The following is a 26852-nucleotide window of genomic DNA, read 5'->3' as shown; positions in this document are numbered from 1 at the left end:
TATCCTTCTTTCTAAACGTTTGTGCAAAAAAACAAGACGTTTGTGCGTAAAACAGTGTATCCATTATAGCATATGTTAAAATGAAAATCATGTAATTTGTTGAAAATGCTCGAAAAAAATGGGGATAGAGGCACGAAGCAAATATGTATAAAAAAATTGCAAATTGGTTGTTGATATATTCTGATGATCAGGATTATAATATTGATATATTGGCATATGGGTTGGAGGTGATAGGGGTTACCTGGGGGAAAACGCTGGTTTTGCTAATGGTGGGAATGTGTACGGGATATTTGTCTGAAACAGCCATAGTATTACTTGTGTTTTGTGGGCTTCGCAGTCAGGCAGGAGGACGGCATTGTAAAACGAGCTGGAGATGCAGTCTGACTATGATTATAATTATTTATGGTTCTATATTATGTGGGAAGCTGGTAAAAGTGCCATATTCATTTTTGTTAATATGTCTGGTATTTTATGCGTTTTTGTTATATAAAGAAGCACCGTACTTTACAGAAAATTTTCCCATAACAGATAAGGTAGAATTAAAGCGAAGAAAAAGAAATTCAATATTTATTTTATGTATTATAATTCTGGCTGAAATAATAGTGCAGGATTGGCAGACAAGAGAAATTATGTTTTTTGCATGCTCTATGGAAGTTGTCAGCATAGTTTCACTAAAAAACAATAGATTAAGTTGGAGGAATATGAAATGAAAAAACAGTATATGATTTTAGCAATTGTATTGGCAACTACCGTATCTCTTTCGGTTTCAGGCTGTGGCACGAAAGATAAAACAGAGGAAAATACTCCGACGGTATCATCGGAATCTTCAAATGATCCTGTCAAAAAAGAGGAGAAAATAGTTCAGCCTAAAGAAAATTCGCAAAATGTCACAGATGAAAAGAAAACTGAAAATTCAGATAAAACCAGCACTCCGTCTACGCAAAAAAAGGACGAGGATAGAAATTCAGATGTAAAGGAGGAAGTACAGGATAACAATGGAAATGTAAATGAAGATGAGCAGAATGGGGAGGCAGATGTGAATGGAGTCGCAAATGAAGAAGAGAATGCAGATACTAATGAAAATATAGAAAGTGCAGAGAAAAATTTGATACAAACATGTGGTTTTGTTGTAGAATCAGACTCTGATGGGCAAACCATGATGATCGCAGAAGGATGGGAAGAGGCTCCTCCCAGTGTGATTGAAGCTCGGAAGACGGGGGTGTCTTATTATATTGGAGATGCAACAATTAACTGTCCTTGTCGTATAACTGGTGGGTTAGTTGTATATTTAACATATTATACTGAAAATGGAGTTAATATAGCTACGGAAATAACCAGTGATGGAGATGAAAAAGAACCAAGGTTATATGATTATGAATATGAGTATCCTGAGAATGAGCAATAGTTAAGCAAAAGCCAGATTATTTCTGGCTTTTTTGTTTACAATATATATTTTTCTACCTCTTTATATTATGAATGCATTCAATAATGATAATATAAGGAGAAAATAATATGACAGATTATGAAAAGTCAGTGATTAGAAACATTATCTATGCAGTAGAGACCGGAGGACAAGTATATGGTAATAAAGATTATGCGGATTTTACTGAAGCTTATACAAACAGCTCCACTGAATACGCTATTACTATAGGGGCCGGTCAGTGGTATGGAATTGAAGCAAAAACGCTTCTTGATCGTATTAGACAGGCAGATCCAAGTCTTTTTGCAAGTCTTGATACGGCGGGGGTCAGGGCTGATTTGGATGCCTCAGACTGGTCAAACTATAGGATATCGAAAACATCGGCAAAGGCACAGTGTATTGTTAGAATTATTGACACATCTGTAGGCCACCGTTGTCAGGATCAGCTTATTGAGGAGCAGATGGAGAATTTTATAAATAGAGCAGCCTCTTTAGGAGTGACTGATATGGACGCGAAAATGATGTGTGCAAATTTTGAGCATCAGGGTGGTTCCGGAGCTGTGCCGAGAATTTTAGCGAAATGTCAGCAGCCTTATACTCTGGATAATCTCTATGCAGCCTGCAAAACAGATACTGGAAATCAGGTTGGTGTATACAGAAGCCGGCAGACTATGGTATATAATGCATTAAAAAAATATATCAGCAATTATGTTGTTACCCCGGAAGCCGCAATTGAGGCTGCAATAACGATTGCAAAAAAAGAAGTCGGATATTTTGAAAAAGGTTATGGTGATAACCTGGATAATTTTGCACCTGGTTCGAGATATGACAACTATACAAAATATTGGCGTGATATTGATTCAAGTCTGCAGGGACAACCCTGGTGTGCAGCTTTTGTAACCTGGGTATTTGAGAAAGCATTTGGAAGGTCGGCTGCAGCTACACTGCTTAAACATTATCCATATATTTATGTACCTAAACTGGCAAATCTATTTACCAGATATGCCAATCCTCAGGTTGGTGATGTTGTCATGTACTATAGTACCGAAAAGGGATTCTATCATACAGGTCTTGTTATCGCAGTCAATGGCGATAGTTTTACTACTATTGAAGGAAATACAAATGATGGCTCCGGAGTTATTGATGAGGGAATTGGAGTATTTATTAGAGAACGCAATAATAGCAGACTGCCCGGTACAAAATTTGCAAGACCAGATTATAGTATAATAACTTCCATTAATGACGGAGGATCAGGAGAAAATCCCTATCCTGTGGACACTTTCAAACCTACCGGAACTGCAACTTGCACAGGTGAAGGTGTAAATGTCCGTGAATCGCCTAATGGAACGGTGATAGGGTCTCTGAGTAAAGGAGATCGTTTTGAAGTAGACGGTTATAAATCAGGTGTATGGGTACACATAAAAGCTGCGGGAATCGGAGTTGGTTACATGCATGAAGATTATGTATCCTATGATGGAGGAAGCAGTTCATGGACAGCAACAGGGACAGCTACGTGCGGGGGAGACAGTGTATATGTACGTGCTGCCCCGGGAGGTACAGTTATAGGAATGTTGGATAAAGGAAACCGCTTTGAAGTAGACGGAACAAAGTCTGGTGTATGGGTACATATTAAAGTGGCCGGAATTGGAATTGGTTATATGCATGAAGATTATGTGGTTTATGATGGAAGCAGTTCTTCATGGAACCGGACAGGAACCGGATATTGTACTGGTGATGAGGTACGTGTACGCGCAACACCTAATGGAACAGTTATTGGATATCTGAATAAAGGAAATATGTTTGAAGTAGATGGAACCCGCTCCGGTGTATGGATACATATTAAAGCAGAAGGAATTGGAATTGGTTATATGCATCAGGATTATGTCAGCTCATCTGGTTCTTCAGGAGGTGCAGGAAGTGCGGCAGGTATTGCGCAGAGTACGTTGAATAGCAGATATAATGCCGGTTTAAGTGTAGATGGAATTTGGGGACCGGCAAGTCAGGAGGCTTACGTCTGTGCAATTCAGAAGGCATTGAACAGTGTTTATGGTTCAGGACTTGTTGCAGACGGTATATGGGGTAGCAATACAGCATCTGCCTGTGCAGCACATCCGCTTTCTCAGGGTGATAACAACTCATATGTAGGTGTCCTTCAGATTGGCTTATATGCACATGGAATCACATTAACCAATGGAATTGACAATGATTTTGGGCCTTCAACAGAACAGGGAGTTCGTTCTTTCCAGAGTATGTGTGGATTGGATGTTGATGGTATTGCAGGCGGAAATACGTTTGAGCAGCTTGCTAATAATTAAATCATCTGATTTTTATGGTATGCTAAGCAGAAGCAGGGGGAAATACCCATGTCATTTAGTTAAGACATTGGAATAACATCTTTTACAGAGCAAGGTATATAAAATTATGTACCCTGCTCTTTTTTTGTGATTATTTCTGAAAAGTGCTTGACAAGCATGAGGAAATGTGCGGCGAAGCCTCTTGAATGTATTACATTTTGGAGGTACACCTATGATATTTGCTGAATATGTAAAAAACAATCTATTATCCCTTATCCAACAGATGGCGGCTGTCCCGTGGTTATTTTCTAAGAATCCGGACACTGATTTTTCAAGAAGAAGAAAACTTAATTTTGCGGCTACCGTTCAATTAATTCTTTCCATGGAAAGTGCCAGTTTAAAAAAAGAATTATTGGATTATTTTCAGTTTTCCGTTGATACTCCTTCTGCTTCGGCTTTTAATCAGCAAAGAACCAAACTGCTTCTGGAGGCATTTCAATTTTGTTCTATGAATTTAATTCTCTTGTTCCATTTCAAAAGAATTATAAAGGTTATCAACTATTGGCCTGTGATGGTTCTGATCTAAATATTGCCCGTAATCCAAAGGATACCGATACTTATTTTCAATCACAGGCAATGGATAGGGGATATAACCAGATCCACCTCAATGCGCTCTATGACTTGTGTGAAAAACGCTATACAAATGTTTTGATACAGCCCGCGCGGAAAGAAAATGAGTCTCTGGCAATGACTCTGATGATTGACCGCTGTCAGGGACAGAACAAAACAATTTTTATTGCTGACAGAGGGTATGAAATCTATAACATTTTCGCCCATGTCCAGGAAAAAGGAATGCATTATTTGATTCGTGTTAAAGATGGGGGAAAGAGCAGTATGACTGGAAGCTTTATGCTTCCTGATGAGGATGAATTTGACCATTCCATGCAACTTGTGCTGATTCGGAAACAGACAAATGAAATAAAAGCCAATCCGGAACAATATAAGTTTCTTCCAAAAACAAGTTCCTTCGATTACCTGGATTCACATGATAGAAAATTTTATACCCTGAATTTCCGGGTGGTAAGATTTGCTGTTTCAGAAGATTCTTACGAGTCTATTATCACAAACCTGCATCTGGAAGAATTCCCTGCGGAAGAGATAAAAAAGATTTATAAAATGAGAGGGGGAATTGAAACATCTTTCAGGGAATTGAAATATGCAATTGGGTTAAGCTGTTTTCATTCAAAAAAGGTGGAGTATATCATGCAGGAAATTTATGCACGTCTGATCCTATACAATTAGTGTGAAATCATCACGATGCATGTGGTAATCCACCAAAAGGATAAAAAACATATTTACCAGATGAATTACACGATAGCGATTCATATATGTCGTTATTTTCTGCGGAATGATATTTCTCCACCTGATGTTGAGAAACTGATACAGAAGAATCTTTTACCTGTCAGACCAGGACGTTCAGACCCTCGCAAAGTCAGAACAAAGTCAGCGGTAAGTTTCCTGTACCGAGTTGTTTAACTTCTACAAAAGTATATCTCTTTTTCAGACAGATGGCAATCGTCTTTTTGTGTTACCTGAATACAGAAAAATCTTCTTTCAAAAATAAAAAAATAGGCAGAGATAAGAAGTCCGAATCTCTGCCTAATGATGAGCTATCAATAAAATGTCTTAACTAAATGACATTGGGGAAATACCCCTGCTTCTGTTTTGGTTATTAAGATACTATTTCTTATCATTGTGGAATATGAAGCTCCTGGGTAAAGTGATTATCTCTGCATTCTGTACGATGTATAATTTCTGGATATTTATTTAATATCTCTTTGGCATTAGAAAGTCCAATCCCCTGTCCCGTATCTTTGGTTGTAAAACCATTTTCATATAGTTTCTCGATAGGGATACCTTTTAAATTACAAGAATTTATAAGACAGATAATCGTATTACCTTCGTTTTGTAAAAGACCACAAAATAAATATTTTTCTTCAGTGTCAGATGCGGCTTCTATGGCATTGTCAAGAAAAATACCCATTAGCCGGGATAAATCTATAGGATCCATAGAACCAAGAGAAATAAGCGGAGTGGGAATATCAATATTCAACTGCAAATGAAGAGAGGATGCACGCATGAGCTTTTGGTATAGTATACTTTTTAGTTCTAAAATTTGTATATTTGCAAGTCTTCCTAGCGACGCGGTATCTTTGGAAAATTGTTTTCCAGTGGGTAGAATTTTATTATGAAAGTATTCATCCAGACTATCAAAGTCCCGTTGTTCTATATAACAATCCAGGGTAGCCAGAATGTTTATGTAATCGTGTTTGAAGGAACGCATTTGTTGATAAAGGTCTTCCAGTTTAACGGTGTATTCCTGTAGAATTTTTAATTCTGCTGATTTTTGCTTTTCTAATGCCTCTCTTTTGACGGATCTTACTATATAATAAATTAATACAATAGTTAAAGAAAAGTACGATAGAAATAAAAAACAGTTTATAAAAGTAAAGTAAGTAGGATAACCTAATTGTTCGCTAAATGAAAAATTAAATATAAATAACGAAACGCAAGAGATAACAAAAATGACAATTATTATCAACATATTTTTATGTTCAGTAAAGTATGTAATTGATAGGTGTTTTTTTATAAAAACGCCTATTCTACGCGTTATATAACAACATAGAATGACGTAAAATATAATGAAAATCATGCTTTGAGTGAAATTGAATTCTGAAAAATTTACATTAAAAAAAAGGTATACCAATAGTAGACAAATATAATTTAGAGTAACCTGTATTAAGTATCCTATAAGGAATAAAAAACAGTTTATTAAGGAGTATTGTTTATTGGTAATTATAATTAATAATATGTATGCAATTAATAAATAAGTAGAATATTCATTGATAAAATACGCTGTAACAGGAGATAGGATTAAACCCCCAGTCCATAAAGCTATCTTTAATGAGTAAGTTAAATCGTAATATAACATATGTATGCATGTAAAAATCGTAACGGAAACACCTAAGAAGCTTGATATAAAAAAGTAAATCATAGTTTCCCTCCTATCGTTTATGCAATAAAATACAACGATTATACATTTTTTTTAAAAGAAAAGTTGATTATGATATTATACTAACATAAAGCTAATAAATGTTCTAGATGTAATATAATTTTTATGCAAAATTAGGGAGGAAAAATGATTAGTAATATAATTTTAAAAGTGATAAATATAGGGATTTTATGCAAGCGTGGTTTACCACAGAGTATGCCTATGCATTGTTATCAACCTAGGCTTGTCGGGGATATTGTATATCCTGATATTGATTAAAATTTGCTTAGTGAAGAGGAATCCAGAACTAATATTGAAATCCGTAGGCATGTCTCTGTACTGCTCCTGAAACAGTGGTATCATCAGTTGGAGGCGGTGATGATAGAATTCTTCCGGCGTGGTGCACTGAATTCCCAGTATGTACTCCATGTGACCAAGGAAGATACACAGCCCTTATCAGACCGTTTCTTGCACTGTTTTTGGAGAAAGGTGTTTCAATATAATAAAGAGTATGGCTATGACCACATCCGTAAGGATTTTAAGTGAATCTTAAAGCTTGTTTAGTCACCACTTAGATTATCTACTTTTATTGTGACAGGGGATGATATGCGTTTTAGAAGTACGCCAAGTTTATCTTCTACAGTTTTAGTTATTTTGCAAAGTGTAGGTATAATGAATTTGGACAACCAGGTTACAAAAAATGGCTATGTTTGGCTGAGTTGATAACGTCAATTAACACATCAGTATGGATGGGTGGCTGTTGATTATGTCAAAAGTACAGAAGATCAGTAATATCGGACCGAATTATAAGAGAAGGTGATGAGAAAGAACCAGAATTATGTGAATATGTGTATCCTAAATATTGTAGCAGTTAAGTAAAAGCCGGATTATTTCTGGCTTTTTGTTTACAATTTATATGTTATTTCCTCTTTATAATATGAATGCATTCAAAATAGAAAATTAGCTTCAGAAAATGAGCTGAACATCTATGTGTAACTGTCAATTAATAATTAAAATTATGAGAGGTATAACTATGGAAATGAAGAAAAATGTAACACAGCCTAAAGCAACTAAGGGAACTACAATCCCAGGTGAATGGATTCAGAGTTCTAATGGAAAGTGGTGGTATCGGCATACCGATGGCGGATATACAGCAAATGGTTGGGAATACATCAATGGATATTGGTATTTTTTTGATCCTTCTGGTTGGATGTATACAGGAATGTTTGAATGGAATGGTAAACAGTATTACTGTGATCCCGTAAGCGGGAAAATGCAGACAAACTGTTGGAAAGAAAACCTTTATTATTTTGGAAATGATGGGGCTATGCTTGTTAACACGATGACACCTGATGGCTATACTGTAGGTCCAGATGGGAAATGGGATGGTCGTGAAAAGTGGGTAACACGTTTACAGCGCGCTTTATTAGCAGCTGGCTATAATCCTGGAAATATTGATGGTATCCCTGGAACGGGCACACTTAATGCCTGCCCGACATTACAGTTCGGAAGTCAGGGCGCTTTGGTTAAACTGGTACAGGAAAGACTTTCTGACTTCTTCCACATTGGTGTAACTGGTGGAATTGACGGTTCTTTTGGAGATGGTACCGAAGCAGCAGTTATTGAACTTCAGCATAGAAACGGATTAAGTACGGATGGTATTGTTGGAAGAGCAACTTGGGCAGTATTATTGGGGATTTAATCGCATTCATGTAATGCTGTAACTGTATATAGCTAAAACAGATGGGGGCAGACATAGTTCGTCTGTTCCCGTTTTCTTATTTACATTGCAAATAATCCAAACATCATAACTGACTTTTAAAGTAATGGAGTGGAAGCATGACCGCTCCGTCAAGTGTTTTAAGAATCTTTATACTTCTGAAAAATTATCTGCACATAAAGACAACAATTGAAGTAAATATAATTAGTAAAAAATATTAATATCCTATTTTAGAGCCGAAGGTTTTTACTCATATTTACCGATTCCTAAAAGTAATAACGTTATTACAAAGTTACGAATATTAAAAATACTATACCCACTCTAACGTTAAAGTAATCAAACGGAACGTTTGTACAATTTTACTGTTATTTTGATATGAAATGCTATAATGTCGTTATAAAATACATTAAAATATATATTATCTATTTTATATTTTGATAGAAACTTATTAACGAAAAACTATAGCATTTTTATATATAATAAAAATATAATATTTTTGTAACTCTAGTAGAGGAATATATAGATATAAATTCTTTATTGTCAAATTCTAGATACGATAATAAAGATTTATATATAAATAAAAGAACAAAGGAGAAAGCGCGATGAAAGAAAAAAAGGTAATGATGTTATTCACCACAGCTATAATGACCATGGCTATGACTGTGCCTGTATTTGCCACGGAAAATGGGAACGATGAAGGCATTATAGACACACCTGATATAATATCGGAAGAATATGGTGAAAATGACGAGACAATAGAGGAATCTTTGCTGGAGGAGAATAATATTCCAGACCCAGCTGAAAATCTTCCTGATATTACAATTCCTGACAGCGTCAGGGAACAAATGATGATGACTCGAAATGGTGATGGAAATACACCAACGACAATTCCTGGTACTTGGATTCAGGCATCCGACGGACGTTGGTGGTACAAACACACGGATGGTTCTTATTCCAAAAATGTCTGGGAATACATAAACGGCTCGTGGTACCATTTTGATGATGCTGGTTGGATGCAGACGGGATGGCTTAATGATGGAAACAAATGGTATTATCTTAATGCAAGCGGCGTGATGGCTACCGGATGGATTCAGGTTGATGGGAAATGGTATTATATGACTGCCAGTGGAGCAATGTCGGTTGGATGGACCGCTGTGGGTGGCAAATGGTATTACATGGACTCTAGCGGAGCAATGATTACAGGGACCAGAGTTATCGACGGGGTTACTTATACATTTGCGAGCAGTGGAGAATTGATTAGTGATAATGCGCCTACAAATAAAGGAAAAGAGATTGTGGACTATGCTGTGCAATTCGTAGGAAATCCCTATGTGTACGGCGGAACAAGTCTGACAAATGGAGCTGATTGTTCCGGATTTGTACAAAGTATCTTTAAACATTTTGGTATTTCTTTGCCAAGAAGCACTAATGATCAGGTGAAAAGTGGAACTTCTGTTAGCACAAGTCAGCTTAAACCTGGTGATTTGGTATTTTATTATGATGGCCCGGGTCATGTGGCTATTTATATTGGAAATAGTCAGGTAGTGCATGCATTAAATTCTAGGACAGGTATTGTAATAACATCTATTGATTGGTGTGGAACACCGGTTGCATGCAGACGCACATGGTAAATGATATAGAAGCTAAAAGGGATTAATTTGATAAAAAAATACAGAGAAATAACGCTGTTAATTAATCCATGCATTCGGCTTGGAAAGAAATACAGATAAATATTCCAGTGATGAGAATCTGGTCTTTATGAGTGTTTTTCAAAAGATGGAGGGGAACTATTGGAGAATAAAGTAAAAGACGATGAGATAAAAGAATTTTTTGAACTTAATTCAATAGAAGCAAAAAGAAATCGTAACCGTGAGGAAAGAGAACGTAGGGTAGATAGACTTGAGGACGCGATTTTTATTGGCGGAATCGCCTTTGCGATTTTACTTATATTTATTATTATTATTATTGTGTTAGAATAGTCTGTTCGTAGGTGGACTTGAAAAAAATAGCCGTTGTTATCCGGTTGAGTAAGAAAATTTCTAAAGCTATCCAACATTGCTTTATACCACAAATGACAATGACTAGAATTACTTATAAAATTACATTTCTATATCCGGGCAAGAATTGTTGTCATAGGATAACCTCAACCGGGCAGGCCGTACCTGCCCGGTTATCATCTTAAAGAAGAAGGTTTTATCCTAAAAGTATTTTCAAAGGAAGCATAAAATTGTAATCTGCTGGAATTATTTTTTATTGTATCTGCAGATCTCGCTTAATGGCTTTGTATCTCCCAATACGTTTATGTAGTTTTTTCGTACGTTCATGCCTTTTTCATATATTATTTCTTTTTATATTATATAATAAATTTATTAAAAAGTGAAATGAATTTAAAGAAGTAAATAGAATTATTGAGCCTTTATCCCAGTAATAATAAAAATCGTATAAATGTATGACAAAAAATATTTGTGTTTCATATGTATAGACCTCGATTAAAAAAATAATCTATAAAAATAATTCTACGTAAATTTTAGTATGCTGAAAATTCATATATGTTGGTGTATTTATGTATAACGGCGTTTGAAAGTATGCCTGTTCAGGCAACTCAATTAGACGTTGAGCAGTCAAATGCAGTAATTATAGAACCAACAGAACAGAACCACTGGCAAAACTTGTATAGTCGCCACTTAGAACATCTACTTTTTTTAAAACAGGGGATGTTGTCAATGTCAATTAACACATCAGTATGGATGGGTAGCTGTTGATTATGTTAGAAGTACAGAAGAATAGTAAAATCATACTGGAATTAAACACTAAAATTGTATTGTACTCATTTGTACAATTGCAATAAATAAAAAAGAGGAGGAGACTAATGAAAAATAAAATCAGAAGCGGAACAATTTAAAACGCCGCATAGAACCTATAATAGTCAATTATCAGATACTACTTTATGTAGTGTTAGGAAATTATGCGGAGATGATAAGTATAATGTATCATCAGGTAAAAGTTAAGAATAGGAGGGGAAAATATTGAATAAAACATTAAAAAAATTTTCGGTTGGTATACTTTCAACGTCTTGTGTTTTTGGTATGATGTTTGCAACTTCGGCAAAAGAGGTGAAAGCAACACCATATTCGTTTTATAGAATTACAAGTTATGCATTTTCGACAGGTACAGATGTGAATATGGGATATCGAACTACGGCTGAAGATTCCAATAATACAGGTTATTATGAGAGCCAGTCTTTGGGAAGTGTTAATTATACATGGCGTTTATATCTTACAGATAGAAGTACTCAGGCAATGCAATATGTTAATGGAGTAGGAGAGACCCCGACATATGGAAAGTTGTATTCACAATATCGTGCAAAAGGCAATGCTTTTTGTTACAAAGCTGCCAGTTCACATACTGGGAATCCATTGACATTGATTGGCGAATTTGAAACCGCTGAGTAGACTGTAAGGAAAAGTGTCCCAAAACACAAAAGATTTGGTTTTGGGACACGATATTATGAGGTGCTGATAGTGAAAAAAAGGAACAGAAAGCTTAAGCTTTTAACTATACTTATTAGTACGATTTTTTGTTGTGGATGTGAGAACAAAGAACCTCTATATATGCATCTAAATAATCCTGAAACAGAAGTTACACTGGAAGAGTACAAATATTATATAATTACAAAAGCGATTGACGATGAGCGAAACAAGGAATGGTTTGATGTAAAACCTACTAAAGTCATAGGGAAAGAAAAGGATGATTTAATGCATTTAGTGAATTCTTTTCTTAGCGATCGATATAATTGGCATAGAGAAATAAATCCAGAAAAATTTGGTAATTCAAATAAAATATATACGCAGCGTTTTATTAATGAGATGGAAACATGTGATTTAAATAAATATATTCCATATATCGTAAATGAATATAAGCTGACGTCTATTATTAATTATGCCTCGATTATGCCTTGCGATTATGTGCAAAAAGAAAATGTTAATAATCAAAATAGGTATAGACTTTATATAGATATAAATTTGAATGTAAAAGCATCATCTGAAAATAAATATTTTGAAAATGATTTGTATATAGAAGGAAGTAATTCAGTTTCATTTTGGGTTTTTATAAAAGAAGAAAAAAAAGAATTGAAAATTGATGGTTGGTATGAAATGATACATGGTGCACAAAAAAATTTCATTATACCTTATTGGAGTAAAAACTATGCTAAGGATGATACAATATAAGCTATATAGTATGCCTTTGTGGCGTAAAATATTATTTATAATTGTTATTTTTATATTTATAAATATTGATATAAGATTATATAAAGGACTAGAATTTACATTGTTGGAATTTATCGTTATGCACTTTAACGATGCTAAAACAATAGATTATTTTTATTTGATGATTATAATGATATTAAGTGCTGATGTTTATAATGATGCTCAAAACACTTTTGAAGATATGATTATATTAAAAAGTGGAGGAAGGAAAAAATGGTTTTACAAAATCAGTATTTATATTATTTGGATATCTTTTATTATGGTATGTATTTATTTAGCAGTCGCATGTATTGTGGGTATAATGGAAGGATATAGAGGCTTTTTTATTGATAGACAGTTTCCAGAACTAAAAAGTTTACAGAACTTTCAAGTGATAGGTGAAATAATACTGCTTACAGGACTTAGAATATCATTTCTTAATATTATGATTTTTTGTGTCAACCTAATATGTAAGAATAATCCTATGGGATTTATAATGGTATTTATTGTGTCGATTGTAGACAGATTTTTTTATGAGTCTTTTGATATTTTGTTACCATTAGGTGTTACACCTATAGAAAATACAAGGATAATATATACAGAGGCCGTCGCACCGATGGCATTTGATTCTAAACGTTTTCCTATAAGTGATTCAATTTTATATTGGATATTTGGTATTTTTATCGTTATGACGATTTTATATTTTATAACAATGAAAAAAGATTTTTTTGCTAAAAATGTAAAATACTAAGAGAGTGGTGGTGTTAAGCTAAATGAAGATTCTAAAAATTTCTAATTTGACAAAAATAATGAAAGGTTCTGTAGTGTTGAATAATATAAATTTAGAAATTGATAAGCCAGAAATAGTAGGCATAGTTGGTGCAAATGCATCAGGTAAAAGTGTATTATTTAAGTGCATTACGGGTTTGTTTACAAGTGACCAGGGACGAATTGAAATCTTGGAATGTGATATTAATAAGAATGATAATTTACATGAATTAGGAGCATTAATTGAATATCCTTCATTTATACCGAATTTTTCAGGATATAAAAATTTATATTTGTTGTCTTTATTTAATAAAAAAGTTGTTAAGAAAGATATTATAGAATGCATGAAAGAACTGAGCTTAGATCCTGATGATAAAAAAGTTTTAAAAAATTATTCTTTAGGTATGAGACAAAAATTAGGGATAGCGGCTGCTGTTATGGAAAAGCCTAAATTAATACTTTTGGACGAACCTACAAATAATTTGGATGAAGAAAGTGTTGTGGTTATCCATAATTTGATTAGAAAATTAAAAACAGAAAATGGCTCTGTTGTTTTAATGACAAGCCATAATAATGAGGACATAGAAGTTTTATGTGATCGTATATTGGAATTGAAAAATGGATATTTAGTAGAAAAGAATGGTGATAAAAGTTATGATAAGTACTTTGACAAAATGTAACCTTTATCGGGTCATTGCAAGGAAAGAGACCTATGTTGCAATCTTAATAATTATAGTAAGTTCTATTTGTACGTTGAAAAGAAATAGTATTTTATATTCGTTGAATGCTATGGATCATATTGGCGTGTTGAATATGTTTATTTTTTCTTGCATCAAGAATAATGGAATTATGTCTGTATGTGCACCATTTGTAGTCATGTTAGTATACCCTAATATTATTTTTGAAGACATACAAAATAGATATTTTGATCAGATACGTTTAAAGGTATCTAATGAAAAATTTTATTTAATTCAAATTTTCGAATCTTTTATTATATCAGGTGGTATTTATGTGATGGCCCATTTAATTACACTATTTTTATATTATTGTATATCACCAAAGGATTCGGTTATGGTAACCTTTCTAAATGGACCATTCTCAAATGTTTATTATAGATCACTGACATTATACTGTGTTTTATTTATTGTTCATTCATTTTTATTCGGAGGAATAATAGGAATTCTAGGTATGGGATTAGCGATGAATTTGCATAATAAATGTATTTTATGGACATTGCCTACACTGTTGTACTATTTAGGCTTTTATTTTTTTATTTTATTTCCAGACAATATGCAATCAGTTATGATATATATAATACCTTTATTGCCTTATGAAATTACAACATATGATATTCCAGTTGGTGTACATATATCGCAGTTGTTTATAATTACACTGGTTGGATTTATATTAATATGGATTGGTATTCAGCGTTATGATAGTAGTTTTAAGTGCAAAGGAAATGATAGCAAAGGTAAAATCAGGGAGGAGACAGCAAAATGAAAAAATCATTTACAGCCGCAATATTAAGCCTTGTACTTATCAGCCTCACCGGCTGCCAGGAAACACCAAAAGAAGATCTTGTCAAGAATAAAAAAGAACAGGATTTGGAGCAGGAGATGAAGAATAATGCTCAGAAGACAGAACAGGATTCTGCCGGGACAGCAGAGAATCTGGCCTCTGTTCCGGCACATTATCAGTATGAAATGGAAGCGGACGGCGTGGCCGTACAGGTGGACGCGGATGTACATATTCCGGATACAGATAAAATCATCAGTGAAAAAGTCAAACCATCAGAAATGACACAGGAACAGATAGAAAATACGATCCATTATTTTGCCGGGGATACAGCCTGTTATCCTTTGGGCGCAGTGACATCGAAGGAGGAGCTTATGGATGAGATTATTTCACTCAGACAGGAGATAGCGCTGCTGGAAAGCGGGGAACAATCCGCTATAAACGAGGGAGATGGAACGCCGGAAGAACAACTCGCAGAATTAAAGGCGCAATTAAAGAAATCTGAAGAATTATATGACTCTGGTACAGAGGAAGGGGAGGCTGCGCCTGTTTCCATTCAGGGCATTACCTTTGATGAGAACGGTTCCATTGAGCTTCAGAGTGATTTGGGAAGGGCAGAGGCAGCCCGCATTTTCCTTTATAAAGATGCTGACAGGGGAGACAGGGTAGAATTCATGAATTACAGCCCTGCATACAATGCAGTGGAGGGAGAATGGTCGGCAGATATCTCCCGGGAGGAAGCAGTCAATAAAGCGCAGGAAGTGATACAGACCCTGGAACTGGGGAATCTGGAAGTTATGGGGATAGAGGAGAAAGCCCAGGTTGTGGATGGAAATATTGTAGGGTATTACGACATCAGTTATAAAAGGAAGATGGGCGGAATAGAAAATTTCTATCTTCAGGAAAAAGCATCTGTGCAGACAGACCAGGCAGAAACACCGGAAGAATACAGTGCCCATATGGAGCAGACAGAGGACCATATACAGGTGGATGCATCAGGTGTCATCGGCATGAATGTAACTATGCCGCCCCAGGTAATGGAGTGCGTAAATGAGGATGTTTCCATATGCAGCTTTGACCAGGTGAAAGAATTTCTGGCCTCCAATATTATGAACAAATCATGGAAAGCGCCGGGAGAGAAGACTTATCTGAAGATTACCCAGATCTATCTGTCTTACATGTATGTGGTAAATAAAAACAACAACCGGGAATATCTGACCATTCCGGTTTGGGATTTCTGCGGCTATGCCTATTGGGAAAGCATGCCGGAAAATTCCGTTTATAATCTGGAAAAGACAGATAAAGAAAGTATCTATAAAACCACGTACCTTACGATCAATGCAGTAGACGGGAGCATTATCAGCAGACAGGCAGGGTACTGACAGAATCACAGGCGGGAAATCATATGAGATATATACGGGCGGAACTGATTCGTGTTTTGGAACATAAACGTTTTTACAGAGTTAATTTCCTGGTGATTTCAGCCATGCTGCTGCAGGCAGAAAGTATTTGCCGTCTGGCAGAAGAAAAAGAACGGCTCGCCCGTGGATACTGGCTTCACCTGGTTAATTTGACGATCCATGATCAGCGTACGGTTTTGTTTTTTGCTGTTGTCAGCGGAACGGTATATGCGGCAAGTCTCAGAGAGGATTTTGAGAGCAGATTTTATTATCCCTGCTTTTGCCGCGAAAGGCGGATGGATTATATAAAAGGTAAGATTGCCGTCAATTTTTGCGCGGTCAATTTGCTCTTTATAACGGCCTGTTTCTTATGCGCTGTAAAACAATTCCTGTTTTTAAGCCCGCAGGAGATTTTACCCGGAGAGATTGGAATTATGGAATCCGTTAGAGGGATATTATCCGGTGGGATCACGTATCTGTTGTACAACTTTTTTTGGAGCAGCTTTGCCATGACAGTGTCTTATACCATGAAAAGCATGTATCTGTCTTATCTGGCACCCTTTATTGGATTTTATATTCTTGTTATTATGAACCAGCGCTTTTTTAAAGACCTGAAGATAGTAAATCCTTATTTATGGGTTCTGAAAGAACAAGAATGGTACGGGGGCAAATACGGTCAGTGGCTATTCCTTCTTCTTTTGTGCGCTGCTGTTAATTCGATTCTTGCTGTCATTGTATATAAGAGGTACGGAAATGATTAAAATAAAGCAGACAGGTATGGTAGTGGCCTTTTATTTTCGGCTGTGGAGACATAATTCCAGAGTATGGACTGCTTTCTGCCTTAATTTTATTATCTGCTATATCCTGTTGGGCAGAATACTGGATTTTTCAGAACAGCATCAAACAACCATGCAGATTTTTGAACCATTTATCTGGACCTTTGATGACAGCTATGCTGTTCTTTTGATCTCAGTGGTTCTGTTGCTGCTGTTTTCCGATGTCCCATATCTGGGCAAGGAGGTACCTTATCATCTCATGCGTATGAGTAGGAAAGTGTGGCTGGCAGGTCAGGTACTTTATGTGATTTTGGGTACAGGGATTTATATGGTGCTCATATTGCTTTCAACGGTAATAATCTGCGGGCAGCGCTGTTTTACAGGAAATAAGTGGAGTGAGACAGCAGTGAAGCTGGCCTTTTCAGATGCAGGTGAAACCTTATCTTTGGCATCTTCTGCCAGAACTATAGAAATGTCACGGCCGTTTCAATGTATGGTAATCATATTCACTTTGATTTTTCTATATTCTTGTCTCATGGTGTTTTTTATGTTTGTATTTAGGATCATACTGTCAGATACAGCGGGGATGGCTGCAGGTATCGTTTTTAACCTTTATGCAGTGCTTCTGAGTCCGGAACTGATCGGAGAATTGTTCCATATCAGCGAACAGGACCGGTATAAACTGTACGTGATCGCAGGATGGGCATCCCCTTTGAGACAGGCCACTTACCATCTGCATAATTTTGGGTATGATGAGCTGCCGTCTGTCGGGCAGAGCGTTTTGTATGCTTCTGCGCTCTTGCTTTTACTGCTGCTTCTGGCTCTTAAAGGTATGCGGAAATATAATTTTAATTTCGGAGGGACCCTGGAGAATTGAGTGAAGATATTATTATCATTGAGAATGTCTGCAAATCTTTTCGGGATGAACAGGTATTAAAAAATATTACATATACACTAAAGGCCGGGAAGATATATGGCCTGATCGGAAATAACGGAAGTGGTAAGACGGTTCTGTTGAAATGCATCTGCGGCTTTTTGATTCCTGATTCCGGAAAGATTTTCGTCAGGGGAAAGCAGATCGGCAGGGATGTGGACTTTCCTGAAAATATTGGTGCCATAATAGAAAGCCCCGGTTTTCTGCCGAACATGACGGGAATGAAAAATCTCCGTATCCTGGCGGCACTCAACGGAAAAATAAATAATGGTGACATCAAAAATGCTATCTGCAAGGTGGGGCTTGACCCGAATCTGAAAAAGAACGTGGGGAAATATTCTCTTGGTATGCGCCAGCGTCTGGGGATTGCCCAGGCCATTATGGAAAACCCGGATATTCTTATCTTGGACGAGCCGTTTAACGGTTTGGATAAAAAAGGGATTGAGGAAATACGCAGACTGATACAGGAGCTGAAGCAGGAGGGAAAAACAATTCTGCTGGTCAGCCATAATCAAAAGGATATTGACATTCTGTGCGATGAAGTCTGTGAAATAGACAATGGACGTCTGGAGGTGTTGACAAAATGAAAAAAAGCATAATCCTGGCAGGAATCCTTATGGGGATTCTGTTTGGAAAGTCAGTTATGGCAGCCGTGCCCGACACGTTTTCAGCGTCCGTGCTTACGGAACAGGCAGAAGATAAAGAGCAGGAAGTACCGGACCAGGAAGATAACGCAGGTGTGGAGTTGTATATAGATAACCAGACGGTATACGAGGGGATGAATACCTCCTACAGCAATGGGTACATACCAATAGAAGAAGAGAACAGTGTTGAAATCATACTGCCTCTTTTAAACAGAGGTAAGATTTTAAATAAAGAGATTCGGGTGAGTCCAAATATAGGTGATACACAGGGAAATCCCTTTGTGTATAAGAATTATGACATGCGTATAAAGGAAGAAAAAATACAGGTTACCGGAACAGATGAAAAGAAGTCTGTATATTACGTGAAGCTGACGCTGGAATTAAAGCAGGAGAGAAAAGGCGGCACTTTTCCTGTGATCTGGGAAATCTCAGGAGAAAGTACAGGGGGTGAGAAGTTTGCTCAGACTTTCACCACTTATGTGAATATTTCCGAAAAGAAAGAGGAGGAAATGACAGAGGGGGAGGAAGTCCCGGAACACGGAGAAGAGAATGAACCGACAGACCCGGAAGGAAACGAAATGGATTTTCAGGGAGGACAGCAGGAGGAAAGCGTACCGCAGGAAGAGACTGAGAAGAAGAAAGAGTCCCCTAAACTGCTTCATACAGGAACAACCTGCGACAAAGAAGAAATCATCCCCGGAGACAGCGTATCCTTACTCCTGCAGTTTCAAAATATGAACGAAAAGGAAGGTATCCATAATGTCAGCCTTACCGTTTTAAGTCAGGAAAAGAACATCTCCATTTTAAATGAAAGTACGGTCTGGTATTTTGAAAGTATCAGGTGTAAGGAGGTCATTGAGATTCCTGTGAAGGTGCTGATCCAGATGGGGATAGAGACAGACGCTTTTACTCTTCAGTATAAGGCTTCTTATGAAAATTCGGAGGCTGAACCGCTGACAGAGGAGGGAACAGTCACTGTTAAAATACGGAAAACACCTAAAATCACTCCGGAGATAACAAAACCGAATAAGAAGATCTATGTGGGGGATGCCATTGCGATCAAGGGAAACTTTATGAACACAGGAGCAGGGAAAGCTTACAATGTGACAGTTTCCGCAAAAGCGGATGGTCTGAGACTCCAAAACACCCTGTTTATCGGAGAGATAGAGAGCAGGGACGCTGCTGCCTGCGACGGTATTTTACTGGTGGACGGCAGGGAAGGCAAGGAAAAATACGGAGAGATAAACGGTGTGTACCGCATTTGCTACAGTGATGAATCAGGGGAGGAATATACGGAAGAAATCCCATTCACGACAGAGCTGCAGCCTCCGATACTGCTTTCGGACACCGACAAGAAGGAGGAGGGGCAGAACATGTCGGTACAGTGGTGGGTGACCATAGGATTACTGGCTGAGATCATACTGATCTGTCTGGTTTATTTTATAAAAAAGGTTAAGAAAACGCATGGTAAGTGAGTGGAGTTATATCGGCAGACAATGCTATGAGAGAAGCTGCTGTAAATGGATACTGCTCTTTTTTTCCATTCTGTTTGCGGTTGCTGTGGTACTGCCGAAGGAGCAGTATAAAATAATAGGAGCTGCTTACAAAAAACAGGAAGTCTGGATCGTAAATTGTCAGATATCACAGGAAGCGGTGGAAGAAATAGAAGGATGGAAGGATATAGAAACCGTATATCCTCTCTGTAAACTGCAGGCAAGCCTGAAGTCAGGGGAAGAAAAAAAGGATTTTGACTTATATGGTATCAGCCGGAATTATGATTCTGATATAGCAGAGGATACCATATTTCTGCCGGAAAAATGGGGACTATTAAAATCAGGAGCTGTCGGTCAGGCCGTTTTTTCAGTGGGAAAAGGAACATACATGCAAAAGGATTACATGTTTTCACATGTCAGGAAAAGCAAAAAGAACGCTGCTTACATTTCGGGGGATATGGCAGAGCGGATCATAAGGGAGACCGGGGAGATGGCAGGGAGTTATGACGGAATCTGCATCAGAATTTCTTCTGCGGAGACGCTGCCAAAGATTGAAAAACTTGTAAAGAAAATTCAGGGAGAATCTCTGAATGACATGAACGCTGTCAAAAAAAGTTATCGGGAAGGCAGTGCTGCTCTTGGAATGCTTGTGTTTTATGCGGCGGCGGGCATTCTTGTAATGGAGGCACTGATTGGCCTGATCATGGAAAACCTGTGGTATGGCCTGGCAGGAAGGTCTGACAACGAAAGATTTACAGAGGATTTCCGTAGAAAAGTAAAAAGATACTGGTTTTTGAAAATGAATGGTATCTTCTTGTTTTGCGCGGGAACCGCAGTGTTATTCTTGATAACAGGAGTCATTTAAATATCAGTTGATAAAAGCCTCTGCTCCCATCCCGGAGCCGGAGGTTTTTTGCCGTCACCCCACATATTTACCGAATTACAGAATAGATTTGAAAAAATCCCCAAAATAAGTTATGATATAGGACGAATCCGAAACAGAAAGGAAAAAGATATGGGTTGGGAATTTACGATATTGGATGCTTTGCAGCAGATACATACCCCTCTGCTGGACAAAATTTTAGTATTTATCACATCCCTTGGAAACGCAGGATGGTTCTGGATCGTACTTGGTCTGGTGCTGCTCTGTGTGAAGAAATACAGAAAGTATGGCGTTCTTGTGCTGGGGGCGCTGATATTATCCGCTTTGTTTGGAAATATGATATTAAAGCCGCTGGTGGCCAGGCAGCGTCCCTGCTGGATCAACGACACCGTGGAGCTGCTGATCCGGGTGCCGAAGGACTATTCCTTTCCGTCAGGTCACACGCAGGCCTCCTTTGCCGCGGCCACAGCGCTGTTTACGGGCAATAAAAAGGCCGGCATCTGCGCCTATGTGCTGGCTGCCCTGATCGCCTTTTCACGCCTGTACCTGTATGTGCATTTCCCTACAGATGTAATGGCGGGTGTTGTCATCGGCATCTGCTGTGGGCTGCTGTCTGCGTATGTATTTGGCTGTGTGAAAAGCCGCCGAATGAATCCGAACAAATAACAGGAGAACCAAGATGAGAAAAGATTTAAAAATGATAGCCATTGACCTGGACGGTACGCTTCTTCGGGACGACTGCACCATCTCAGAGAGGACCAGGGAAGCTGTGGAGGAAGCGGGAAGAAAAGGATACCTGATTGTGCCCACAACAGGCCGCTCCTACCGCAATGCCCGGTTTGTTTTAAAAGATTTCCGGGAGATTTCCTATTTCATAAACGGTAACGGCTCCGTTATCACCGACGGCAGGACAGGAGATGTCCTGTATTTTCATGAAATGGATATGGACAATGTCAGGAAGATTTACGAGCTTGCGGCACAGTATGATACCTATGTGGAAATCTATGCGGGACAGGATGCCTATATGGATGCAAAGGGGCAGGAAGTGATAAAAAGGTGCGGTCTTCCGGTAGAATACTGTGACCAGCTTCTTGCCACCAATAAAATGACAGCAGACTACAGGCAGCTTCTTGCGGAGGATGGAATCCGTGTGGGAAAGGTACATATTTTAGTATCCAAAATGGAAGAAAAGGATAAGCTGATAAGGGAAATAGATATGCTCCCCGGTGTACATCCCATTTCCGTCATCCCCAATAATATAGAAGTGGTGCACGGAAGATGGAGCAAATGGAATGCCATTGTAAAGCTGGCAGACATGATCGGAGTCAGACAGGAAGAGATCATGGCAGTGGGTGACAGCAATAATGATTATGAAATGCTTTTAAATGCCGGATACTCTGTGGCTATGGGCAATGCCTGCAGCAGAGTGAAGGAGATCAGCAGTGCAGTGACAGATACCAATGAGAATGACGGTGCTGCAAAAGCGATTGAGAGTATACTGAAATAGAAAGGACGAACAGGAATGGCAAAAAAAACAACCTATGATGCCAGCAGCATCACAGTTCTGGAGGGACTGGAGGCTGTAAGGAAACGCCCCGGTATGTATATCGGCAGTGTTTCCCGGAAAGGTTTGAACCATTTGATTTATGAGATTGTAGACAACGCGGTGGATGAGCATCTGGCCGGATTCTGTACGGATATCCGCGTGACGCTGGAGCGGGACGGCTCTGCCACTGTGGAGGATAACGGACGTGGAATCCCTGTGGGCATGCATGAAAAGGGGATGTCAGCCGAGAGGCTTGTATTCACCACACTGCATGCAGGCGGAAAGTTTGATGACTCCGCGTATAAGACAAGCGGAGGCCTTCATGGTGTCGGCTCCTCTGTGGTCAACGCTCTGTCCACATATCTGGATATCAAGATCAGCCGGGAGGGCTATATCCATCACGACCACTATGAGCGGGGAATCCCCACCATTGAGCTGGAGGAGGGCCTGCTTCCGAAGCTCGGAAGGACAAAAGCCACAGGTACGCTGGTGAATTTCCTGCCGGATGCGGAGATTTTCGAGAAGACACGATTCTCTGCCACGGAGGTGAAGAGCCGTCTTCACGAGACTGCCTATCTGAATCCTGAGCTGACCATTGTATTTGAGGATAAGAGAGGGGACGAACCGGAGAGCATCACCTTCCATGAACCGGAAGGTATCGTGGGCTTTATCAAGGATCTGAACAAAAAATGTGAGATCCTCCATGAGCCTGTCTATTTTAAGGGAGAATCCGAGGGCATCACCGTGGAGGTTGCCTTCCAGTATATCAATGAATTTCGGGAAAATGTGCTGGGCTTCTGCAACAACATCTACAATGCAGAGGGCGGCACCCATCTGACCGGTTTTAAGACCACATTCACTTCGGTGATGAACAACTATGCCAGGGAACTAGGTGTCTTGAAGGAAAAAGACCCCAACTTCACAGGGGCGGACATCCGAAACGGAATGACGGCGGTGGTGTCCATCAAGCATCCCTCCCCCCGGTTTGAGGGACAGACCAAGACTAAGCTGGACAACCAGGACGCGGCCAAAGCCACAGGAAAAGTGACAGGGGAAGAAGTTGTCTTATTTATGGACAGAAATCTGGACACCCTGAAGAACATTCTGTCCTGCGCGGAGAAGTCCGCAAAGATCAGAAAGACGGAGGAGAAGGCCAAGACCAATCTGCTGACCAGGCAGAAATACTCCTTTGACTCCAACGGCAAGCTGGCAAACTGTGAAAAAAGAGACCCTTCTCTGTGTGAAATCTTCATTGTGGAGGGAGATTCCGCCGGGGGAAGTGCCAAGACAGCCAGGGACAGAAGCTTCCAGGCCATCCTTCCCATCCGCGGTAAGATCCTCAACGTGGAGAAAGCCACCATTGACAAGGTGCTGGCAAATGCGGAGATCAAAACCATGATCAATGCCTTCGGCTGCGGATTTTCCGAGGGATACGGCAATGACTTTGACATCAGCAAGCTGCGCTATGATAAGATCATCATCATGGCCGATGCCGACGTGGACGGTGCCCACATTTCCACCCTGCTTCTGACTTTGTTCTACCGGTTCATGCCGGAACTGATCTATGAGGGACACGTGTACATTGCCATGCCGCCCCTCTATAAAGCCATGCCCGCAAAAGGGAAAGAGGAATACCTCTATGACGACAAGGCTCTGGAACGTTACAGAAAAAGGCACAAAGGCCCCTTCACCCTGCAGCGGTACAAAGGTCTCGGTGAGATGGACGCGCAGCAGCTCTGGGAGACAACCCTGAACCCGGAGACCAGGCTTTTGAAGCTGGTGGAGATCGAGGATGCGCGTATGGCATCCGACGTGACAGAGGTACTGATGGGAACGGAAGTGCCTCCCCGGAAAGCATTCATCTACGAGCACGCCCAGGATGCGGAATTAGACATATAGGAGGAGCAAAATGGCGAACGTACAGGATAATATTATCAGAACAGAATATTCGGAGATCATGCAGAAGTCTTATATTGACTATGCCATGAGTGTTATCGTCGCCCGCGCCCTTCCGGATGTGCGGGACGGCTTAAAGCCGGTGCAGAGGAGAACCCTTTACGATATGTATGAGCTGGGGATCCGCTATGACAGGCCATACAGGAAATGTGCCCGTATCGTAGGCGATACCATGGGTAAATACCATCCCCACGGAGACAGTTCAATCTATGAATCCCTGGTGGTCATGGCCCAGGAGTTTAAAAAAGGCCAGACCCTGGTGGACGGCCACGGCAACTTCGGCTCCATAGAAGGGGACGGGGCGGCTGCCATGAGGTACACAGAGGCCCGTCTGGAGAAAATAACCCAGGAGGTATATCTGGCAGACCTTGACAAGAATGTGGTGGATTTTGTTCCCAACTTTGATGAGACGGAAAAAGAGCCTGCAGTGCTTCCCGTGAAGGTCCCGAACCTGTTGTTAAACGGAGCGGACGGCATCGCCGTAGGTATGGCGACCAGTATTCCTCCCCACAACTTAAACGAAGTCATTGACGGTGTCATCGCCTATATGAAGGATAACACCATCACCACGCAGGGGCTGATGAAATACATCAAAGGCCCTGATTTCCCCACAGGCGGAATCGTGGTCAACAAGGATGACCTTCCCGCCATCTATGAGAGCGGGAGCGGCAAGATCAAGCTCCGCGGCAAGGTGGAGGTGGAGAAGGGAAAAGCAGGAAGAACCCTTCTGGTCATCACAGAGATCCCATACACCATGATCGGCGCCAACATCGGCAAATTCCTGAACGATGTGGCAACCCTTGTGGAGACAAAAAAGACCACGGATATTGTGGATATCTCCAACCAGTCTTCAAAAGAGGGAATCCGCATTGTGCTGGAACTGAAAAAGGGCGCGGATGTGGAGAACCTGACCAACATGCTGTACAAGAAGACAAGGCTGGAGGACACTTTCGGCGTAAATATGCTTGCCGTTGCGGACGGAAGGCCTGAGATCTTAAGTCTGAAACAGGTCATTGAGTACCATGTGGATTTCCAGTTCGAGGTGGCTACCAGAAAGTATCAGACACTCCTTGCAAAAGAGCGGGAAAAACAGGAGATACAGGAAGGTCTCATAAAGGCCTGTGATGTCATAGACCTGATCATTGAGATCCTCAGGGGAAGCAAGAACAGAGAACAGGTGAAAAACTGCCTGGTCAGCGGTATCACAGAGGGGATACGCTTTAAGACAAAGACAAGCGAGCGGCAGGCAGGAAAGCTGCGGTTTACGGAAAGACAGGCGGCTGCTATTCTGGATATGCGTCTCTATAAGCTTATCGGCCTGGAAGTGGAGGCACTTATGGCAGAGCATGAGACCACGCTGAAAAATATTGCCCGCTACGAGGATATCTTAAACAACTATGACTCCATGGCAGCCGTTATCATCGACGAGCTCAGAGCCGTGAAAAAAGAATTCGGAAAGAAGCGTCTCACTGCCATTGAAAACGCAGCGGAAGCTGTGTACGAGGAAAAGAAAATAGAAGAGATGGAAGTTGTCTTTCTCATGGATCGTTTCGGGTATGCCAGGACCATCGACAAGGCAGCCTATGAGCGGAATAAGGAGACTGCGGACAGTGAGAATAAATATATTTTCTCCTGTATGAACACGGACAAGATCTGTGTGTTTACAGATTCCGGCAGAATGCATACCATCAAGGTGCTGGACCTGCCCTACGGAAAATTCAGAGATAAAGGCACACCCATTGACAATGTGAGCAACTATGACAGCTCTGCGGAGCAGATGGTATTTGTATCCAGCCTCTCCGGAATTAAAGATTCCATGCTGTTCTTTGCCACGAAGACAGGTATGCTGAAACAGGTGGCAGGAACAGAATTTGATGTGTCCAAGCGGACCATAGCAGCCACAAAGCTGGCAGAAGGCGACCAGTTGGTACTGGTACAGATCGCCGACCCCATGGAATATGTGGTGCTGCAGACAAAGAACGGCATTTTTCTGCGCTTTCTGAAGGAAGAGGTTCCGGATAAGAAGAAGACAGCCATCGGCGTGCGCGGTATCCGCCTTGCCGGGGACGATGAGGTGGAGCACGCTTACCTGCTGGAAGGCCGCACAGAGTATACCGTTACCTACAAGGAGAAGAGTGTGGCACTGAACCGGCTGAAGCTGGCAAAACGTGATACAAAAGGTACAAAGGTAAGGCTGTAGCAGG

25 protein-coding genes are annotated in these 26852 nt (G+C 39.7%); 24 read left to right on the top strand and 1 reads right to left on the bottom strand.

Going from position 1 to position 26852, the window contains the following annotated elements; genetic code table 11:
* Positions 1-143: 143 nt before the first annotated feature.
* From V8Q34_RS09170 to V8Q34_RS09150, 5 genes are all read left to right on the top strand, one after another.
* Positions 144-710 carry an accessory gene regulator B family protein gene (locus tag V8Q34_RS09170; protein WP_335835277.1) on the top strand — a complete coding sequence of 189 codons (567 nt, stop codon included), beginning with the start codon at positions 144-146 and terminating at the stop codon, positions 708-710.
* Positions 707-1405 carry a hypothetical protein gene (locus V8Q34_RS09165; RefSeq protein WP_335835276.1) on the top strand — a complete coding sequence of 233 codons (699 nt, stop codon included), beginning with the start codon at positions 707-709 and terminating at the stop codon, positions 1403-1405. The genes V8Q34_RS09170 and V8Q34_RS09165 overlap by 4 nt, the downstream gene beginning before the upstream one ends.
* Before the next feature lie 107 nt (positions 1406-1512).
* Positions 1513-3735 (top strand): SH3 domain-containing protein, encoded by a 2223-nt coding sequence (locus tag V8Q34_RS09160; RefSeq protein ID WP_335835275.1) that lies wholly within the window; start codon positions 1513-1515, stop codon positions 3733-3735.
* Between the two features lie 211 nt (positions 3736-3946).
* Positions 3947-4300, top strand: a complete 354-nt coding sequence (locus V8Q34_RS09155; RefSeq protein ID WP_335835274.1) for a hypothetical protein — start codon at positions 3947-3949, stop codon at positions 4298-4300.
* Positions 4216-5016, top strand: coding sequence for an IS4 family transposase (locus V8Q34_RS09150; RefSeq protein WP_335835273.1), 801 nt, complete (start codon positions 4216-4218; stop codon positions 5014-5016). Before V8Q34_RS09155 ends, V8Q34_RS09150 begins: the two co-directional genes overlap by 85 nt.
* A 448-nt stretch (positions 5017-5464) precedes the next feature.
* Here V8Q34_RS09150 and V8Q34_RS09145 read toward each other — a convergent pair whose 3' ends face one another.
* Positions 5465-6769 carry a sensor histidine kinase gene (locus tag V8Q34_RS09145; RefSeq protein WP_335835272.1) on the bottom strand — a complete coding sequence of 435 codons (1305 nt, stop codon included), beginning with the start codon at positions 6767-6769 and terminating at the stop codon, positions 5465-5467.
* A 375-nt stretch (positions 6770-7144) separates the two neighbouring features.
* On the opposite strand from V8Q34_RS09145, the gene V8Q34_RS09140 reads away from it, so the two are divergent.
* From V8Q34_RS09140 to V8Q34_RS09050, 19 genes are all read left to right on the top strand, one after another.
* A complete protein-coding gene (locus V8Q34_RS09140; protein ID WP_335835271.1) occupies positions 7145-7312 on the top strand; it encodes a hypothetical protein in 168 nt (55 codons plus the stop codon).
* A 487-nt stretch (positions 7313-7799) separates the two neighbouring features.
* The gene (locus V8Q34_RS09135; protein WP_335835270.1) at positions 7800-8468 is read left to right on the top strand and encodes a peptidoglycan-binding domain-containing protein; all 669 of its coding nucleotides are present in this window, start codon (positions 7800-7802) and stop codon (positions 8466-8468) included.
* Between the two features lie 620 nt (positions 8469-9088).
* Positions 9089-10117, top strand: coding sequence for an NlpC/P60 family protein (locus V8Q34_RS09130; protein ID WP_335835269.1), 1029 nt, complete (start codon positions 9089-9091; stop codon positions 10115-10117).
* A 159-nt stretch (positions 10118-10276) separates the two neighbouring features.
* Entirely contained in the window at positions 10277-10465 is a 189-nt protein-coding gene (locus tag V8Q34_RS09125) for a hypothetical protein (protein WP_335835268.1), read from the top strand.
* A 1047-nt stretch (positions 10466-11512) separates the two neighbouring features.
* A complete protein-coding gene (locus V8Q34_RS09120) occupies positions 11513-11938 on the top strand; it encodes a hypothetical protein (protein ID WP_335835267.1) in 426 nt (141 codons plus the stop codon).
* Positions 11939-12007: 69 nt separating this feature from the next.
* Positions 12008-12715 (top strand): hypothetical protein, encoded by a 708-nt coding sequence (locus V8Q34_RS09115; protein ID WP_335835266.1) that lies wholly within the window; start codon positions 12008-12010, stop codon positions 12713-12715.
* A complete protein-coding gene (locus V8Q34_RS09110) occupies positions 12693-13484 on the top strand; it encodes a hypothetical protein (protein ID WP_335835265.1) in 792 nt (263 codons plus the stop codon). Before V8Q34_RS09115 ends, V8Q34_RS09110 begins: the two co-directional genes overlap by 23 nt.
* 22 nt (positions 13485-13506) lie before the next feature.
* Positions 13507-14181 carry an ABC transporter ATP-binding protein gene (locus tag V8Q34_RS09105; RefSeq protein ID WP_335835264.1) on the top strand — a complete coding sequence of 225 codons (675 nt, stop codon included), beginning with the start codon at positions 13507-13509 and terminating at the stop codon, positions 14179-14181.
* Complete coding sequence (locus V8Q34_RS09100) at positions 14156-15001, top strand: hypothetical protein (RefSeq protein WP_335835263.1); 846 nt, start codon at positions 14156-14158, stop codon at positions 14999-15001. The genes V8Q34_RS09105 and V8Q34_RS09100 overlap by 26 nt, the downstream gene beginning before the upstream one ends.
* On the top strand, positions 14998-16398 hold the full coding sequence (locus V8Q34_RS09095) for a DUF6034 family protein (RefSeq protein ID WP_335835262.1): 1401 nt from the start codon (positions 14998-15000) through the stop codon (positions 16396-16398). The genes V8Q34_RS09100 and V8Q34_RS09095 overlap by 4 nt, the downstream gene beginning before the upstream one ends.
* Positions 16399-16421: 23 nt before the next feature.
* Positions 16422-17177, top strand: a complete 756-nt coding sequence (locus V8Q34_RS09090; RefSeq protein ID WP_335835261.1) for a hypothetical protein — start codon at positions 16422-16424, stop codon at positions 17175-17177.
* Positions 17170-18069 (top strand): hypothetical protein, encoded by a 900-nt coding sequence (locus V8Q34_RS09085; RefSeq protein WP_227244439.1) that lies wholly within the window; start codon positions 17170-17172, stop codon positions 18067-18069. Before V8Q34_RS09090 ends, V8Q34_RS09085 begins: the two co-directional genes overlap by 8 nt.
* A complete protein-coding gene (locus V8Q34_RS09080) occupies positions 18066-18713 on the top strand; it encodes an ABC transporter ATP-binding protein (RefSeq protein WP_335835260.1) in 648 nt (215 codons plus the stop codon). The genes V8Q34_RS09085 and V8Q34_RS09080 overlap by 4 nt, the downstream gene beginning before the upstream one ends.
* Complete coding sequence (locus V8Q34_RS09075) at positions 18710-20245, top strand: hypothetical protein (protein ID WP_335835259.1); 1536 nt, start codon at positions 18710-18712, stop codon at positions 20243-20245. The genes V8Q34_RS09080 and V8Q34_RS09075 overlap by 4 nt, the downstream gene beginning before the upstream one ends.
* Complete coding sequence (locus V8Q34_RS09070; RefSeq protein WP_227244447.1) at positions 20235-21128, top strand: hypothetical protein; 894 nt, start codon at positions 20235-20237, stop codon at positions 21126-21128. Before V8Q34_RS09075 ends, V8Q34_RS09070 begins: the two co-directional genes overlap by 11 nt.
* Before the next feature lie 150 nt (positions 21129-21278).
* The gene (locus V8Q34_RS09065) at positions 21279-21812 is read left to right on the top strand and encodes a phosphatase PAP2 family protein (RefSeq protein WP_335835258.1); all 534 of its coding nucleotides are present in this window, start codon (positions 21279-21281) and stop codon (positions 21810-21812) included.
* Positions 21813-21825: 13 nt separating this feature from the next.
* Positions 21826-22653 carry a Cof-type HAD-IIB family hydrolase gene (locus tag V8Q34_RS09060; protein ID WP_335835257.1) on the top strand — a complete coding sequence of 276 codons (828 nt, stop codon included), beginning with the start codon at positions 21826-21828 and terminating at the stop codon, positions 22651-22653.
* Positions 22654-22668: 15 nt separating this feature from the next.
* Positions 22669-24591: a DNA gyrase/topoisomerase IV subunit B gene (locus tag V8Q34_RS09055; RefSeq protein ID WP_103732210.1), complete on the top strand. Its 1923-nt coding sequence runs from the start codon at positions 22669-22671 to the stop codon at positions 24589-24591.
* 10 nt (positions 24592-24601) lie between these two features.
* Positions 24602-26848, top strand: coding sequence for a DNA gyrase/topoisomerase IV subunit A (locus V8Q34_RS09050; RefSeq protein ID WP_148392316.1), 2247 nt, complete (start codon positions 24602-24604; stop codon positions 26846-26848).
* The last annotated feature ends 4 nt before the right edge of the window (positions 26849-26852 follow it).

This window comes from Blautia sp. JLR.GB0024 (assembly GCF_037000545.1).
Lineage (GTDB): Bacteria > Bacillota > Clostridia > Lachnospirales > Lachnospiraceae > Blautia > Blautia celeris.
Note: the sequence above shows the minus strand (reverse complement) of the source record. Positions and strands in the feature narration are given on the sequence as shown.